The organism is Mesorhizobium sp. L48C026A00, assembly GCF_000502375.1.
Taxonomy (GTDB): domain Bacteria; phylum Pseudomonadota; class Alphaproteobacteria; order Rhizobiales; family Rhizobiaceae; genus Mesorhizobium; species Mesorhizobium muleiense.
The window spans coordinates 120,460-136,026 of sequence record NZ_AYWU01000010.1 but is presented as its reverse complement, the minus strand read 5'-3'; the positions used below and the strand labels follow the sequence as shown (position 1 = coordinate 136,026).

General features: G+C 62.4%; 18 protein-coding genes and 1 pseudogene. 8 read left to right on the top strand and 11 right to left on the bottom strand.

Annotated features, from left to right (window positions below):
- Window positions 1-35 precede the first annotated feature (35 nt).
- The 3 genes from X738_RS60865 to X738_RS80920 form a co-directional block, all read right to left on the bottom strand.
- A complete protein-coding gene (locus X738_RS60865) occupies window positions 36-1,124 on the bottom strand; it encodes a class I SAM-dependent methyltransferase (RefSeq protein WP_023799886.1) in 1,089 nt (362 codons plus the stop codon).
- 78 nt (window positions 1,125-1,202) lie between these two features.
- Entirely contained in the window at window positions 1,203-2,078 is an 876-nt protein-coding gene (gene lgt / locus X738_RS60860; protein WP_084833748.1) for a prolipoprotein diacylglyceryl transferase, read from the bottom strand.
- Between the two features lie 126 nt (window positions 2,079-2,204).
- On the bottom strand, window positions 2,205-2,363 hold the full coding sequence (locus X738_RS80920; RefSeq protein WP_023799884.1) for a hypothetical protein: 159 nt from the start codon (window positions 2,361-2,363) through the stop codon (window positions 2,205-2,207).
- Window positions 2,364-2,518: 155 nt separating this feature from the next.
- Between X738_RS80920 and X738_RS60855 the strand changes: the two genes are divergently transcribed.
- From X738_RS60855 to X738_RS60840, 4 genes are all read left to right on the top strand, one after another.
- Complete coding sequence (locus X738_RS60855; RefSeq protein ID WP_023799883.1) at window positions 2,519-2,818, top strand: accessory factor UbiK family protein; 300 nt, start codon at window positions 2,519-2,521, stop codon at window positions 2,816-2,818.
- Window positions 2,819-3,125: 307 nt separating this feature from the next.
- Complete coding sequence (locus X738_RS60850) at window positions 3,126-3,626, top strand: YbjN domain-containing protein (protein ID WP_006202532.1); 501 nt, start codon at window positions 3,126-3,128, stop codon at window positions 3,624-3,626.
- An 18-nt stretch (window positions 3,627-3,644) separates the two neighbouring features.
- Window positions 3,645-4,004 (top strand): tRNA-binding protein, encoded by a 360-nt coding sequence (locus X738_RS60845; protein WP_023799882.1) that lies wholly within the window; start codon window positions 3,645-3,647, stop codon window positions 4,002-4,004.
- A gap of 335 nt (window positions 4,005-4,339) precedes the next feature.
- Window positions 4,340-4,783, top strand: coding sequence for a YybH family protein (locus tag X738_RS60840; RefSeq protein ID WP_023799881.1), 444 nt, complete (start codon window positions 4,340-4,342; stop codon window positions 4,781-4,783).
- Window positions 4,784-5,016: 233 nt separating this feature from the next.
- Here the strand turns inward: X738_RS60840 and X738_RS60835 are convergent, their stop codons facing one another.
- The 4 genes from X738_RS60835 to X738_RS60820 all read right to left on the bottom strand — a co-directional run bounded on the left by X738_RS60835 (window position 5,017) and on the right by X738_RS60820 (window position 8,958).
- On the bottom strand, window positions 5,017-6,102 hold the full coding sequence (locus X738_RS60835; RefSeq protein WP_023799880.1) for a glycosyltransferase family 4 protein: 1,086 nt from the start codon (window positions 6,100-6,102) through the stop codon (window positions 5,017-5,019).
- A gap of 151 nt (window positions 6,103-6,253) precedes the next feature.
- Window positions 6,254-7,666, bottom strand: coding sequence for an ATP-binding protein (locus X738_RS60830; protein WP_023799878.1), 1,413 nt, complete (start codon window positions 7,664-7,666; stop codon window positions 6,254-6,256).
- A gap of 52 nt (window positions 7,667-7,718) precedes the next feature.
- Complete coding sequence (locus tag X738_RS60825; RefSeq protein WP_023799877.1) at window positions 7,719-8,438, bottom strand: response regulator; 720 nt, start codon at window positions 8,436-8,438, stop codon at window positions 7,719-7,721.
- Entirely contained in the window at window positions 8,425-8,958 is a 534-nt protein-coding gene (locus X738_RS60820; RefSeq protein WP_031255243.1) for a MarR family winged helix-turn-helix transcriptional regulator, read from the bottom strand. Before X738_RS60820 ends, X738_RS60825 begins: the two co-directional genes overlap by 14 nt.
- A 243-nt stretch (window positions 8,959-9,201) precedes the next feature.
- Between X738_RS60820 and X738_RS60815 the strand changes: the two genes are divergently transcribed.
- The 3 genes from X738_RS60815 to X738_RS60805 all read left to right on the top strand — a co-directional run bounded on the left by X738_RS60815 (window position 9,202) and on the right by X738_RS60805 (window position 11,460).
- Window positions 9,202-10,095 carry a branched-chain amino acid aminotransferase gene (locus X738_RS60815; protein ID WP_023799875.1) on the top strand — a complete coding sequence of 298 codons (894 nt, stop codon included), beginning with the start codon at window positions 9,202-9,204 and terminating at the stop codon, window positions 10,093-10,095.
- A 145-nt stretch (window positions 10,096-10,240) separates the two neighbouring features.
- Window positions 10,241-10,558: a hypothetical protein gene (locus X738_RS60810; protein ID WP_023799874.1), complete on the top strand. Its 318-nt coding sequence runs from the start codon at window positions 10,241-10,243 to the stop codon at window positions 10,556-10,558.
- A 260-nt stretch (window positions 10,559-10,818) separates the two neighbouring features.
- Window positions 10,819-11,460 (top strand): MBL fold metallo-hydrolase, encoded by a 642-nt coding sequence (locus X738_RS60805; RefSeq protein WP_023799873.1) that lies wholly within the window; start codon window positions 10,819-10,821, stop codon window positions 11,458-11,460.
- Window positions 11,461-11,574: 114 nt separating this feature from the next.
- Here X738_RS60805 and X738_RS60800 read toward each other — a convergent pair whose 3' ends face one another.
- The 3 genes from X738_RS60800 to X738_RS60790 all read right to left on the bottom strand — a co-directional run bounded on the left by X738_RS60800 (window position 11,575) and on the right by X738_RS60790 (window position 12,944).
- On the bottom strand, window positions 11,575-11,994 hold the full coding sequence (locus X738_RS60800) for a BA14K family protein (protein WP_031255241.1): 420 nt from the start codon (window positions 11,992-11,994) through the stop codon (window positions 11,575-11,577).
- A 243-nt stretch (window positions 11,995-12,237) separates the two neighbouring features.
- Complete coding sequence (locus X738_RS60795) at window positions 12,238-12,450, bottom strand: cold-shock protein (protein WP_006202521.1); 213 nt, start codon at window positions 12,448-12,450, stop codon at window positions 12,238-12,240.
- Between the two features lie 281 nt (window positions 12,451-12,731).
- Window positions 12,732-12,944 carry a cold-shock protein gene (locus X738_RS60790; RefSeq protein WP_023799871.1) on the bottom strand — a complete coding sequence of 71 codons (213 nt, stop codon included), beginning with the start codon at window positions 12,942-12,944 and terminating at the stop codon, window positions 12,732-12,734.
- A gap of 504 nt (window positions 12,945-13,448) precedes the next feature.
- Here X738_RS60790 and X738_RS60785 point away from each other — a divergent pair.
- Complete coding sequence (locus X738_RS60785; RefSeq protein WP_023799870.1) at window positions 13,449-13,850, top strand: Kazal-type serine protease inhibitor family protein; 402 nt, start codon at window positions 13,449-13,451, stop codon at window positions 13,848-13,850.
- Between the two features lie 87 nt (window positions 13,851-13,937).
- Here X738_RS60785 and X738_RS60780 read toward each other — a convergent pair.
- Window positions 13,938-15,490, bottom strand: a pseudogene (locus tag X738_RS60780) (EAL domain-containing protein).
- Window positions 15,491-15,567: the final 77 nt, after the last annotated feature.

Below are 15,567 nucleotides of genomic sequence, written 5' to 3'. Positions count from 1 at the left end.
GAAGGCGGGAGAGTGGGAGAGGCGGCAGTGAAAAGTCAATCCGCCGTTGCAAAGGGCGGAACGGCGATGCCGGCAGGCAGGACAGCAAGCACCTTGAACAGGTCGCCCATGGCTTGCGGGCCGGCGAGGCGTTCGACCTCACCCGCAATCTTTTCGCGAGCCGCCTCATTGGCATTGGCGCCGAGCTGGCCGGCGCGTTCGAGAAGCCCCATTTCCACCAGGAATTCGCCTTGCGTGGAGAGATGGGCATCGAGGCCATGCGCCCGCACGATCGCGGCAAGGGCGGCGAAATCGACATGGGCGGTGAGGTCGGCTTCGCCTGGATTGGCCAGCACATCTTCGTGATCGTGCTTGCGCAAGGCCTGCAACGTGTCGCCGATCCCTGGCTGGAGGTAGCCATAGTCGAGGAACAGGCCGGCGCCGCCGAGCCCGGCCAAGCGCTCGGCGATGGTCGCCATCAGCGCGGCTCGGGCCGGCGCGACCTCGACGATCGCGCCCTGTGGCGCGTTTTCGGCATCGTCCGGCAACAGTGTTGGATCGACCGAGCCGGCGCCGGCGAAGACGTGCAATTGGTCGGCGCCATCGAGGCCGATCATCCGTTCGCGCCAGCCTGTTCCGGCGCGGACGAACTGGCGGATCGGCACCGCGTCGAACAATTCGTTGCCGACGATGAAAAGCGGGGTCTGCGGCAGCGTGTCGATGTTTTCGTGCCAGCCGATCGCGGCCGGCGTGGCGACAAGCGTTTGCCTTTGGACATCGGCCAGTCGCGGACTGGTCTCGATCATGGCGAACGACGCACCGGCGGTCAGCGCCGGATCGAGCCGCGCAAGCGTGCGCAGCATGTCCTTCATCAGCGTGCCGCGGCCGGGGCCGATCTCGGCGATGGTGGCCGGCATCGGCCGGCCGGTCGCCAGCCAGGCTTCGTAGAGCCAGACGGCGATCAACTCGCCGAACATCTGGCTGATCTCCGGCGCGGTGACGAAGTCGCCGGCAGCCCCGAACGGCTCGCGCGTCGTATAGTAGCCGTCCAGCGGATCGAACAGGCAAAGCGCCATGTAGTGGTTGACGGGGATCGGCCCCGCCGCACCGATCAGCTCGACGATGCGGGTTTTCAGCCGGGTCATACCGGCTGTGGCTGTGTTACCGCCCTAGGGCGACGTGCGTCCATTTGGACGCACAAAGTACGCCCTGGCACTTTGATTCTACGCATCGTGCTTCCCCAAAATCGATTCCGATTTTTGGGCCGATGCGGTAGCAGTCACCATCGCCCAGATGCCGGCCAGCAGCATCGGCAGCGACAGCACCATGCCCATCGTCAGCCAGTTGGTGCCGAGGAGGTAGCCGAGCTGCTGGTCGGGCTCGCGGAAGAATTCGACAAGGATGCGCGAGAGACCGTAACCGGCGATGAAGGCGCCGCCGACGAAGCGCGGCGTCTTCAGCTTGAGCCTGGAATGGGTGAGGAAGCGCAGGACCAGGAACAGCACCAGGCCTTCGAGCAGCGCCTCGTAGAGCTGGCTCGGATGGCGCGCAAATGGCCCGCCATTGGGGAATTCGACCGCCCATGGCACGTCGGTCGGCCTGCCCCAGAGTTCGGAGTTGATGAAATTCGCCATGCGGACGAGGCCAAGGCCGACCGGCACGCCGGCCGCCACCACGTCGAACAGCGACGAGGTGCGGATGCCGCGCGACCAGGAAAACAGCGTCATGGCGAGAATGACGCCGAGCAGCCCGCCATGGAACGACATGCCGCCCTGCCAGACAGCAAGGATATCAAAGGGTTGAGCGATGTAGCGCGGCAGGTCGTAGAACAGCACGTAGCCGACACGCCCGCCAAGCACCACGCCGATAGCCGCCCAGACGATGAAGTCGTCGAGATCCTCGGGCTTCATGGGCACGGTGCCGTCGGGCCAGAGCCTTGCATTGGTGACGAGCCGCTTGGCATACCACCAGGCGAAGAGAATGCCGACGATGTAGCCGACGCCATACCAATGCACCGCCAGCGGCCCGATCTGGACGATGACCGGGTCGAGGTTGGGGAAGGGCAGGGCGGCCAGCGGCAGCATAAGATACTCGCTCAACAGGATCTCCCGGTTGCGATCACGTTCGGGCGCGGACCATGCGGCAGGGTTTTGGCCCGGTCAAGGCGACGCTGGCGCGGCAAATACGGCTTCGGGAAGCGGGCTGATCGCGCCGGTACTGCCGCCTCACAGCTTGGTCCCGGCCAATCCCTTGTATTTGGCCTCCAGGCGGTCAAGCACCTCTTCCGCAGGCTTCACCCGCCCTGCGTCGGCATCGCCGATGCCCTTGGCGAGCGCGGCGTCGCGTGCGGCAAGACGCTGGTCCAAATTCGCACTGAAAGCCATTGCAGCCCCCGTCAAAATGCTCTTTCTTGGACGGTACCAGCTATGGCTTGCGAGGTCAGGTCAAATTGCACCCGACTTGATGACGCAGCAGCCTCAACGTTCTTGCATTCCGCGTCGCGCGCCACTACGTCAAATCGAGCAAGCGAGGATTTGCCATGTCGACCGGACCGAACCGCATTCTCGATGAATTCGCCAAGCTGATGACCGACGCTGCCGGTGCCGCGCAAGGCGTGCGCCGCGAAGTCGAAACCGCCTTCAAGGGGCAGGCCGAGCGTGTTCTCAACTCGATGGACCTGGTGCAGCGCGAAGAATTCGAGGCCGCCCGCGACATGGCGGTAAAAGCCAGGGAAGAAAACACCCGTCTCGCTGCGCGCATCGAGACGCTTGAGGCAAAGCTCGCCGATCTGACCGGGCAGGCGCCTGCGGCTGCGGCAAAGCCCAGACCAAAAAAATAACGTTAAACTTTTCCACAAAGCACAATCGCAAAAAGCGCTTTGTCGTGAATCGCTTACCGGCATTGCGTGAATCTTTGTGACAGCGGCTTTCCACATGCGAATGACGCAGTGCGAAAAATTGGGCTGGTCACGCGACTCCCGATCAATAGACTGAATTTGTTGCATGATTCGGAGCAGGGTCATGCGCCGGGCGGTGGGGTCCGGTCTGGGTCTTTGCGTTGACGAAGTCCCGGCGTCCGAGTTCTAGACAAAATTGTTCGTTGTGGGTGCCCCGCCGGCCGAGGCGAAGGAACGACAGGAAGCATTCATGGAACTTCTCGAACTCGAATTCTCGCGCGAAATCCATCCGGTGGATGTTATCGAGCAGGTGGCGCACAACAACGACTGGTCCTTCGAACGGGCCGGCGACGACGAGATTTCGATTTCGGTTGCCGGAAGCTGGACCGACTACCACGTCTCATTTTCCTGGATGGAGGATTTCGAGGCGCTGCATCTGGCCTGCGCTTTCGACATCAAGGTGCCGGAGGCGCGCGCGCTCGAAGTGATGCGGCTGCTTTCGCTGATCAACGAGCAGATGCTGTTCGGCCATTTCGACCTCTGGGAGCAGGAGGGCGCGATCATGTTCCGCCAGTCGCTGCTGCTCGCCGGCGGGGTCGAGCCGTCGAGCCAGCAGGTCGAGGTGCTGTTGTCGTCGGCGCTGGAGGCCTGCGAATGCTACTTCCAGGCATTCCAGTTCGTCGTCTGGTCGGGAACCTCGGCCAAGGATGCGCTGGCCGGCGTCCTCTTCGAGACTTACGGAAACGCCTGAGCCAGGACCTGAACCTCCATGAGTTCGAGCAGCCAGCGCAAGCCCGAGATCAGCTTCGCCGATTTCGACCGTGTCGACATTCGCGCCGGCACGATCGTCGAGGCCGAGCCGTTTCCCGAGGCGCGCAAGCCGTCGATCAAGCTGAAGATCGATTTCGGCGCTGACATCGGAGTGAAGAAATCGTCGGCGCAGATCACCAAATACTATGCGCCCGAGACGCTGCTCGGCCGGCAGGTGTTCGCGGTGGTCAATTTTCCGCCGCGGCAGATCGGCCCCTTCATGTCGGAAGTGCTGACGCTTGGCTTTCCCGACGAGGAGGGTGCGGTCGTCCTCGGTGCGATCGAACGCAGGGTGCCGGACGGCGGCCGACTGTTCTAGCTTCGTCATCCACGGGCGGAGCGGGAGCGAAGCCGACGCGCAGACTTTCCTTGGCCGCTCCAGGGGTTTGATCTCAAGAAGCGCGTGGTTTCCCCAAAAGTCGTGATCACCAGAAACCTCGGCCGCAGTATCGCGACCACGCCGAATGCCCGCGAATGAACCAAGGGTGCCCACAGGCTTGACCTGCACGTGATTGCCGTTCTCGGCGACTACATCGATTGAGTTTTCGTTGTGGGCGGCCACCCAAAACGGATTAGTCGACAGCCCAACGGCCCAGGCGTATTGTTTTGACGCGGCATCTGTCGGGCTGTGCCGCCAATTCTCGGGAGGATACGATGGTTCGACTGCTGACTGCGATTTTCGCTGTGCTTTCCCTTTGCCTCTTTTCGTGGTCGCCCGCCAACGCTGACCCCGTCGACGATCAGGTGAAAGCCGCTTACGTGGCCTGGGACGCTGCGTTCAACAAAGCAGACGCAAAGGCGGTTGCGGCGTTCTACACCGACGACGCGATCTTCTTACCCGCCACCCATGACGTCATCAAGGCACCGGACGGGGTCGAGAAATTCTTTGGCGGCCTCTTCGGCATGGGAGTGACAGGCCACAAGCTCGAACTGATCGAAGCAGGAGGTGACGGCAACCTGCTGTTTGGCACGGCGAAATGGTCGGCCAAGGGTAAAGACGCCAATGGTGCGGATCAGCCGTGGGCCGGGGTGGCAACCCACGTCTTCGAAAAGCAGGCAGATGGCAGCTTGAAACTTCGGCTGCACACCTTCAACTGATCAACGGCGTTCTCTGCTTCCGACGGTCCGCTACCGGGTCGCTGCCCCAGCTAGCGCAGTCACGACCAGACGGACGCCAAGAGCTGCACCCTAGCTCGCGCAAGAAATTGAGATCGATCAGCGCCTCCGCTGCCTGTTCTCGGCAAAAGCGTTCCGGATGAACCTGTGGAGCAAGTGCGGCCCGCCGCCGCCTCAACCCGACAAGTTCTTCACCGAAACGGGCCGCTCGCAGGTCACGAAATGGATCCTCGGGTCTGCGCGCCGGCGTTGCCGCCGCTTCGCCCGTGGATGGCGAAAGGTGGTGTCAGTTTTCGCTGGCTGCCCAGCGCCTCTCCAACCGTTTCCAGGAACATCTCCGCGCAGGCCTTCCAGCTGTAGCGCATGGCCCGTTGGCGCGCCTCTTCGCGGTCGACATCGAGCGCGGCGAGCGCGGCCTCACGCAAATCGTTCGACACCGCTCCGCCGACGCCGTCGCCGACAATGTCGATCGGCCCGGTCACCGGATAGGCTGCGACCGGCGTGCCGCTGGCCAGCGCCTCGATGATGACATTGCCGAACGTGTCGGTGCGGCTGGGAAAAATGAAGACATCGGCCGAGGCATAGATTTCGGCCAGTTCGTCGTTCGGGCGGTGGCCAAGGAAATGGGCATCGTTGTATCTGGCCTTGAGTCTGGCCAACTCCGGTCCCTCGCCGACGACCACCTTACTGCCGGGCAAATCCAGGTCGAGGAAGGCGGCCAGGTTCTTTTCGATCGCGACGCGGCCGACGCAGAGGAAGATCGGTCGCTTGAGCCCCATATCCTTTTTCTTGTCCGGCCGGAAATGGTCGGTATCGACGCCGCGCGTCCATGGCCTTAGCTTGGTGAAGCCGCGCGCCGCCAGATCGTCCGCCAGCGACTGGGTGGCGACCAGCGTGCCTTGTCCGGAATTGTGGAAATCGCGAAGCCAGCGATAGGCCCAGGCTTCCGGTATTGGCAGCCGCGCGCTCAGATATTCCGGAAAGCGCGTGTGATAGCTTGTGGTGAACGGCCGGCCGGCCTTGCGGCAATAGCGCCGCGCCATGATGCCGAGCGGGCCCTCGGTGACGATATGGATATGATCGGCATTGCGCGCTTCGATCAGGCGCGCCACGCGGCCTGGCGTCGTCAGCGCCAGCCGGATGTCCGGGTAGGTCGGCAGCGGCAAGGTGCGAAAGATATTCGGGGTCAGGAAGTCCGTCTCGACGTCGAAGGATTTCAGGGTTTCTGAAAGCCGTTCCAGCGTATGGACAACGCCGTTGACTTGCGGGCGCCAGGCGTCGGTGACCATCAGGATGCGCATAGCAGGCCTTTGCTTGAAAGGTCGTCGGTTTCCTTGATGCGGGGCCGCAAGGCCGAATCAATCGGGATCACGCGCTTCATGCGCGCTCTTCAGCATGGTTTCATGACGGGCCGATGAAGCAGTACGTCCAATTGGACGCATGTCATTCTAATCAGGCCGGAACCTTGATGACGGCGCGCAAGCCGCCGAGCGGGCTCTTGTCGAGCATGATGTCGCCGCCGTGGCTGCGGGCAATGTCGCGTGCGATGGCAAGGCCAAGGCCGGTGCCGCTGGCATCGAGGTTGCGGGCTTCGTCAAGCCGCACGAAAGGCTTGAACACGTGCTCGCGCTTTTCAGGCGGAATGCCCGGACCGTCGTCGTCGATGGTGACGAGCAGCGAGCCGCGGCCGTGGTTGGCGTTGATCTCAACCGTCTTGGCATAACGGAAGGCGTTGCCGACGACATTGGACAACAGCCGGGCAAAGGCATGGGGCCGCACATGCACATTTGGATCGCCGGCGAGCGAGGTCGACAGTTTGCGCTTGCGCAGCGTCGCCTCCTCGCCGAGCTTGTCGAAATAGGCTTCAAGGTTGAAACGGCCGGCGTCTTCCGTTGCCTCGCCGCGGGCAAAGGCGAGATAGCCTTCCAGCATCGACTGCATGTCGTCGATGTCCTGGCCGAGCGCCTCGGTGTCGGCCTTGGTCCCGGTCAGCGCAAGCTGCAGCTTGAAGCGCGTGAGGATGGTCCTCAAATCGTGACTGACGCCGCTCAGCATGGCGGTGCGCTGTTCGATCTGGCGTTCGATGCGTTCGCGCATCTGGATGAAGGCAAAGCCGGCGCGGCGAACCTCCTCGGCACCGCGCGGACGGAAATCGAGCGGCATCGGCCGGCCCTTGCCGAAACTTTCGGCGGCCTCGGCCAGCGTCAGGATCGGCCGGATCTGGTTGCGCAGGAACGGGATGGCGATCATCAGCAGCACCAGCGAGGTGCCGACCATCCAGATCAGGAAAATGTGCGTGTTCGAGGCATAGGCCTGGCTCCGGCGCACGAAGGCGCGCAGCACCTTGCCTTCGAGCTGGACGCGGACCTCGATGATATTGGAATTGCCGACCGTATCGATCCAGAACGGACGGTTGATCTGATGGGTGATCTCGGACGAGAGAATTTCGTCGAGGATCGAGAAGAACGGCTTTGGACCGGGCGCCGGCAGCGGATCGGGCGGCAGCAAGTCGATCTTCAGCTGCATGCGATCCTGCGCGATGCGGATGATGTTGGCGTAGTCGGCGTCGTGCGGATAGGTTTCCACCAGGTCGACGATCGCGGCAATGTCGCGGACCGTGGCCTGCGACAGGCGCTGCGTCACGGTCTGCCAGTGGCGTTCCATAAAGACAAAGGCGAGGACCGATTGCAGCAGTATCATCGGCGCGATGACGATGATCAGCGAGCGGGCATAGAGCCGCTTCGGCATGTAAAGCGAAACGAGGCGCCAGAACCGTTTCCAGGCAAGCGGCACGGCCTTCAGTGCCCGCCTGGCGCGAGCGCTCAAGCCGCGATCTCCCGGCCGTTCCAGTTGCGTGGTCGCCATTCGCCCTTTTTGCGCATCCGCAGCCGCTCGACAAGGGGCTGCGGGCGGCAGTCTATTCCACGCTGAGCCGATACCCAATACCGCGCACGGTCTGCAGCCAGACCGGATTGGACGGATCGCGCTCGATCTTGCGGCGCAGCCTGTTGATCTGGACGTCGATGGTGCGCTCGCCGACTTCGGATTCGTCGCCGACAAGTTCATGACGCGGTATCGTTTCGCCGGCACGGGCCGCGAAGATCGCCAGGATCTCCTGCTCGCGGTCGGTCAGCTTCAGAGCCTCGCCGCCGCGCTTGAGCTCGCGCCGGGCGATCTGGAACGTGTAAGGCCCGAAGACCAGCTGCTCGACCTTGGGCGTCGTTGCCGGACCGCCGCGGCGCAGGATGTTGTTGATGCGCAGGATCAATTCGCGGGGATCGAAAGGCTTCGGCAGATAGTCGTCGGCGCCGGCCTCGAGCCCGGTGATCCGGCTGTCGGTCTCGGACAGCGCGGTAAGCATCAGGATCGGCACGTTCTTGGTTGCCCGCAATGCCTTGGCGAGATCGACGCCGGTTTCGCCCGGCATCATGATATCGAGCACCAGCAGATCGAAATCGAGGCCGGCGAGCTTGCGCCGCGCTTCGCCGGAATTTCCGGCAACGGTGACACGAAAGCCGTTTTCGGTCAGATATTGTTTGAGAAGATTGCGGATACGGGTATCGTCATCAATCACCAGCAGATGCGGCGCATCGTCGTCCGGTGCTGCCGGTTGATCAACCTTTTCAATGGTCTCCATGGCTTTTCCCTGACGTTTTTGCGGGCACAATGTCGATCTGCGCCCTTAGTTCCGGATTGACCATCGCTTCCAGGAAGCGCTCGATCAAGGCGCGTTCGGTGGCTCCGGAATCTTCCAATGCAGCATGGATGCGGCGTGACTGTGGCCGTGCCAGCGCCAGCGCCAGGGCGCGGCCCTTGGCTGTCGGATAGAGCTCGCGCTGGCGGCGGTCGCGCGGACCCTGCAACTGGACGATGTGGTCGGTGTCGATCAGTTGCTTGAGCACGCGCGCCAGGCTCTGCTTGGTGATCTTCAGCACGTCGAGGAGTTCGGCGACCGTCAGGCCCGGCCTGCGATTGACGAAATGCAGAACCCGGTGATGGGCGCGGCCGAAACCATAGTCGGACAGGATCTGGTCCGGATCGGAGGTAAAATCGCGATAGGCGAAGAAGAACAGTTCGATGATGGCAAAGTCGATGCCGTCCTCGTCGGTGATCGCCGTCCTGATCGGTTTTCCGGCTGGGTGGCTGCGATCCGTCATCATTTCTCCGTGCGAAAGGGAAATTATGTCAGTACTATTGACGTAATTTCCCGGCAATGGTAATTTTTGACAAGCTTTTCGGCGGATTGCGAACGAAAAGGCAAGGGAAAGCCGTTTTTCCGGAACTTCCTGTGTTTGCCAGACCTTATATATCCGCCTACGCTTCGAGATAGCGGCCGCCCGGTGCGGCTGACAAGAAACGCGCAACGATAATGTGCGGGCGGCCGCCCGCGGGAGGTTACCATGGCATCCGTTCCCTTTGACCAAATGGACGGCTTTATCTGGATGAACGGCGAGTTCGTCCAATGGGCCGACGCCAAGATCCACGTGCTGACCCATGGCCTGCACTACGCCAGCGCGGTGTTCGAGGGCGAACGCGCCTATGGCGGCGAGATTTTCAAGCTGACCGATCACAGCGAGCGCCTGCACGAATCGGCACGCCTGCTCGGCTTCAAGATTCCCTATTCGGTTGCCGAGATCGACGACGCCTGCCGCACGCTGTTAAAGAAGCAGGGTTTTCGGGATGCCTATGTCCGGCCGATCGCCTGGCGCGGCAGCGAACAGATGGGCGTCTCGGCGCAAAACAGCCGGATCAACTGCGCCATCGCCATCTGGCAGTGGCCCAGCTATTTCGATCCGGCACAGAAGCTGAAGGGCATCCGCCTCGATCTGGCCGAATGGCGCCGCCCCGATCCGCGCACCGCGCCGTCGAAATCGAAGGCCGCCGGCCTCTACATGATCTGCACCATGTCCAAGCATGCCGCCGAAGCCAAAGGCTATGCCGACGCCATGATGCTCGACTGGCGCGGCCAGGTTGCGGAAGCAACCGGCGCCAACATCTTCTTCGTCAAGGACGGCAAGATCCACACACCCACCCCCGATTGCTTCCTCGACGGCATCACCCGCCGTACAGTCATTGGTCTTGCCAAGGATCGCGGCTTCGAGGTGATCGAGCGCACCATCATGCCGGAAGAACTCGAAGGCTTCCAGCAGTGCTTCCTCACCGGAACGGCGGCCGAGGTGACCCCCGTTTCAGAGATCGGTCCATACCGATTCGAGGTGGGCGAAATCGCCAAGACTCTGATGAACGACTATTCTGCAGCCGTTCAACCCAAGCATGCGATTGCCGCAGAATAACGAAAGTCACAACTTTTTTAACAAGTAGGGGCGGTTTTCGGACTGCCCCTTTTATTTAAGCACCTCGGCATTTGACTTTCGTCCAGTTCGGCGTCTCATGATGCTGTCGGCCCGGGAGGCTGGCAGCTATGGAGGGACTGGCAATATGGACATGAACACGCTTCTTCAGATCATTGTTCAGGTGAGTATGGGTGTCATTGGTGGCCAGGCGGTGGGCGCCGCGCTCAAGACAGCGGCAATGGGGCAGCTTACCAAAATCCTCGGCGGCGCCCTTGGCGGCGTCGGCGGTGCGGCCATCCTCGGCAGCCTGCTCGGCGGCGGCACGATCGATCCGGCTGCGGCCGCAGCGGCAACGGGCGGATTGGGCAGCGCGCTGAATGTGCAGAACATCCTCGGCGGTGCCGGTGGTGGCGCCATTCTGACGGCCATCATCGGCGCGGTCATGAACGCGACGAAGAAGTAAGCTTAATGCAAGTCGCGCAAAAGCATGCCCCGGCTTGACCCGAGGGTGCGTAGCGGTTTTGCGATAACGACATGCATAAAAACAATAACTTAAAGCGCGTCGCATGAATCCATTCAGCCGCGACGCGCTTTAGCGGTTTCGGGCTTTCCGTGGGCGGCTTCGGCCGCCCACTTCATTTTTGCGTTGTCGCGACAGCCGGATGCGGTGGACGACGTTCGCGTGTGTCTCTAAATCAGAAGCGACACAGCGAAAGGACGATCATGGGTCAGCTCAACGCCGGCATCGTGCCGGTCACGGCCTTCCAGCAAAACTGCACCATCCTCTTCGACATGGACGACAGGCAAGGCGTCGTCGTCGATCCCGGCGGCGACATTGACAAGGTGCTGGCAGTGCTCAAGGACAATGCGATCAACGCCGGCGCGATCTGGATCACGCATGGTCACATCGACCACGCCGGCGGCGCCATGGACCTGAAGGACGCGCTCGGCATCGAGATCATCGGCCCGCATGAGGCCGACCGTCCGTTGCTTGCCAATCTCGAGAACCAGGCGAAACACTACGGCATCACCGATCCGGTGCGCAACTGCGTGCCCGACCGCTTTCTCGGCGAAGGCGATACCGTCTCGTTCGGCCAGCACGCGTTCGAAGTCTTTCATTGCCCGGGCCACGCGCCCGGCCATGTCGTCTTCTACAATCGTGCTGCGAAGTTCGCCCATGTTGGCGACGTGTTGTTCCGCGGCTCGGTCGGGCGCACCGATCTGCCGGGCGGCGACCACGCCGCGCTGATCGCCTCGATCAAGGACAAGCTTCTGCCGCTCGGCGACGACATCGGCTTCATCTGCGGCCATGGTCCCGGCGGCCGCTTCGGCGAGGAGCGCCGGAGCAACCCCTTCCTGATTTAAACGCGTCGTGGCTGCGTAGCCTCACGCGGCGCGCGTCGGTCTCTCCTTTCCTTATGACGCCGAAAAAAAGCGCTGTCCTTGCGGACAGCGCTTTTTTTGGGGGGCAGGGAAGCCTCAGTTCGCGGTGCAGAAATGCTGTTCGCCGTCATAGCCGGTGAACGTGCCGGTGCGGCCGTTGAAAGAGCGATAGCGATCCGAACAATATTCATACCAGCCACGGGTCCATGGCTCGGCATAGCCGTCATTGTAGGCGACCCGCGGTTCCGCGTAGTAGCGGCGCACCGGGGCGGGCCGCCGTGGATAACGATCATAATCGTCATAGCCGGGGTCGTAATAGCTGGGCTGCGGGTTGTTGAGCGCACCAACGATCAGGGCGCCGGCCGCGAGGCCAAGGACGCCTGCCGCGATCGCATCGCCATTGCCACGATGGTGGTGCCGGTGGCGCCAGTCACCAGCGCTGGCCGCCGGCAAGGTCGCGAGCGTGGTTACAACGATCGCGGCGGACAGGACGGCGGTCTTGAGAATTCGGTTCATCTCGGTCTCCTTCATGCCGGCCCGGGTAATCTGCGGCCCGGGTAATCTGTGGGTAATCTGGGGGATGCGGTCCGGCTTTACCGAAGATTAATAGGCGACCGTGGCTGAACGGGGGCTGAACGAAATTGGCGGGCTGGGACCAGTCGATTTATCGATCAGGCATGGCGCAAGGCACAAATATTGTACGCTCAACAAGGAGCGGAGCTGCGCCAGCGGACCGCCCGACGCTGTCTCGAGCTCGGCTCAGCCGATCGACAGGTTGACGGCTTTCGGACCCTTGCCGCGCTTGTCCGGCTCGGTGTCGAATGTCACCTTCTGCCCATCCTCAAGACCGGGAAGACCCGACGCCTGCACGGCCGAAATATGGACGAAGACATCCTTCGCGCCATCATCCGGCGTGATGAAGCCGAAGCCTTTGGCATGATTGAAGAATTTGACGGTGCCGGTCTGCGGCATGGGAAGCTCCTTTGATCCCATCAAGTCCAGTTTCGGGCCGGCAAATGCCCGAGTGGAAATTTGTCGTTTATTTTAGCGCCATCGGCAAGAGAAAGTTTTGCGAGCAGTGGCTTGCCGCCCTGCCACTAAAAAAGGCGCGACGAAACCGCCGCGCCTTCGAAACTCGGGTCCGGCGCTGAAAGCCGGTTCAAGGCCTTTGGAGCGGCCTCGGGCTCATTCCTGGCACCTCCGGCTTCGCACGTCCCCTAGGGCACGTCCGGGCGGACATGCGCGCCGACGGTTCAGTCCGCGCGGAGATTGACCGCCTTCGGCCCCTTGCCCATGCGGTCGGGCTCGACATCGAACGTGACCTTCTGGCCATCGACGAGCGTGCGGAGGCCCGAAGCCTCGATCGCCGAGATGTGGACGAACACGTCCTTGGCGCCGTCGTCTGGCGTGATGAAGCCGAAGCCTTTGGTAGCGTTGAAGAATTTAACGGTGCCGGTCTGGGCCATTGGGGAAACTCCTTCACCCGTGTCAGTCTTTGTGGTTTGCCCGCCGCCTGACGCCGTGGGCAAGTCCCGGTGGTTGCTTCGGCAGTCATGCATTGGCGCATGGTTAGAACCCCCCGCCGAAAAACGGGGCCGTCAGAGATTCACAGTATCGGGGAAAGGTCGTCCAAAACGTTCCGCTCTCCGGGTCGCAAATGCCCGAACACAAAATTTATCGCACGGAAACGCGATGGTTGCAAGGTAGCGCCAACGGCCGCTCATGGGCGCCTTCGCACACATGGCATCGACAAAGCGGGGTGCTCGCCCGGTGGTCATCGGCCATAGCCCGGCCACGCATGGTCCAGCCTGCTGGGAGCCTGCAAACAGGGGTTGCATTCGGCGGGTGGAATGGCGAGGATCGGCTTCATTTTTGGCATGCCGTTGTCCCAAACCGCTTCGCACCCTCGGGTCAGAGTCGGCAGCTTTGGGTGACATGCATTGGAGCGGGGGCTCGAGGGAGGTCTGGTGGTGAAATTTCCTGCGGCAATCTTCTCGCGACAGGGTTTTGCCATCCTGTTGCTGTCGGCAGTACTTGCAGCCTGTACCGCGGTGGTGGTGGAGGAGGACGGACCGGGGTACCGCCCGCCTCGGCCCGAGCCGCAATTTTGCACCAGACAATATGATCCGGTCTGCGCCCGGCGCGGTGGCGACCGCCAGACCTTCGCCAATGCCTGCCTTGCCGAGCGGGCCGGATATCGCATCATCAGCGGCGGCCGGTGCCGCGACGGTGGCGGTGATGGAGAGCAGACATTCTGCACGCGCGAATACCGCCCGGTCTGCGCCCGCCGCGGCGGCGAGTTGCGCACCTTCCCCAACGCTTGCGAGGCTCGCGCCGCCGACTATCGCATCGTCGACGACGGTCCCTGCTGAGAGGCTGGTTTCCTCCCCGTCTCCGGGCGAGGAGGCTCATCCATCAACTGGGCGCAGCCGCGCGACGGCAGCTGGCGGCTCATGCCTCTACGCCGGCAGCCCCGCCCTGCGGCAATAGGCGATGAACTCGGCCGCGGGCATAGGTTTGGCAAACAACCAACCCTGACCATAGTCGACGTCGCGTTCCATCAGGTAGTCGACCTGTGCCTGCGTCTCCACGCCCTCGGCAATGATCTTCAGCTTCAGCGTCTTGGCCATGTCGATGATATGCGGCGTGACGGAACTGGTGGCGGAATCCGTAGCGTTCGTGACGATGAACGACTTGTCGATCTTCAGCGCATCGAGCGGCGGGCCCTCGAGATGGGACAGGCTCGAATAGCCTGTGCCGAAGTCGTCGATTGCGACCGCATGGCCAAGCTCGCGGGCGCGAATGACGGTCGAACGCGCTGAATCGACGTCGACGAAACCGCGCTCCGTCGCCTCCAGCCAGATCTGCCGAGGCTGAATTCCGGTGTGCTGCAGGGCCTTTTCGATGACCGGAAGGACCCTTGCCGTTCTGACGTCGGCCGGGCTGAGATTGATCGCGATGTGGAGCGAACGATTGGCGACAAGAAGTTTTTTCAGGTCCAAAACAACAAGGGCGATGATCTGGTCGGTGATTGCCGCGATCAGGCCGCTCTCTTCGGCCAGCGGGACGAAAAGATCGGGCCGGACCAGCGAGCCGTCGGGTCGTCTCCAGCGCACCAGCGCTTCGGCACCCACGCAATTGCCTGTCCTGAGCGCGACGATCGGCTGATAGTGGACGATAAACTCGTGCTTGCGCACGGCAATCTGCAATTCTCCAAGCGGCGACAGCCGCCGCCGTGACAGCCAGACAACCATGCCGATGATGAAGGCGGCGATGAAAGCGCCGAGGGGAAGCAACAGCAATTGCCGCCTACGCACGCTGTCGACAATCTGGCTTTCCGGTTCGGTGGCGACGGCGATCCAGTCCGTCCCGCGCACCGCGGCAAACAGATGACCGTCATCCAGGCCTTTGCCCGGGTCGGCGATGATCTTGCCGATGCGGGCAGGATCAGGCCCGTTCAGCGCGCTGAGCAGGACGCCCGTGTTTGTCGCCAGGGCAAGCTGAACGTCGGGATCGACGACGATGTCGACAAAGCGCAGGGGGTCGATAAGGACATTATGGCGCTTGTACTGCAGGGCCATCAACGGATGGTCCTGGTTGGCCAGGGGCCGTATCCGGGCAGTGACGGTAACGCCGTCTGCAGCGGTGAAATCCGGTGCGGCTTGCGTAACGCGTCCTTCGGTCGGTCCCCAGGATGTGCATTTGAGCAGGCCGTTTTCGAAATAGCCCATTTCTTCGATCGAGCGCGTGTTGATGGTGAGCCGCCGCATGCGGGCAATGTGGTCCACCGAACAGCGGTCGCCGGTGAACCGGTCGATCTCCCGCAACGCGCCGCTGCATCCATGAGGGATATGCTGGCCCTGGCGATCGCGCGGTTGGCGAACAGCTCCAGCCGCTCGTGTTCTTCTTGAACCGCCAGGACCCATGAAAAGTGGAACATCGCCGCGATGGGCACTATCGCACCGAGCAGGGCCAGCACCACCGCAGTCACGATGATGCGCGACCTGTCCATGTGCGCCTCCCTGCATTCGGCTGCGAGCGACGATTTCGCGCGCGGCCCGCCAGGCAGCCAACTGTGATCGGCCCGGT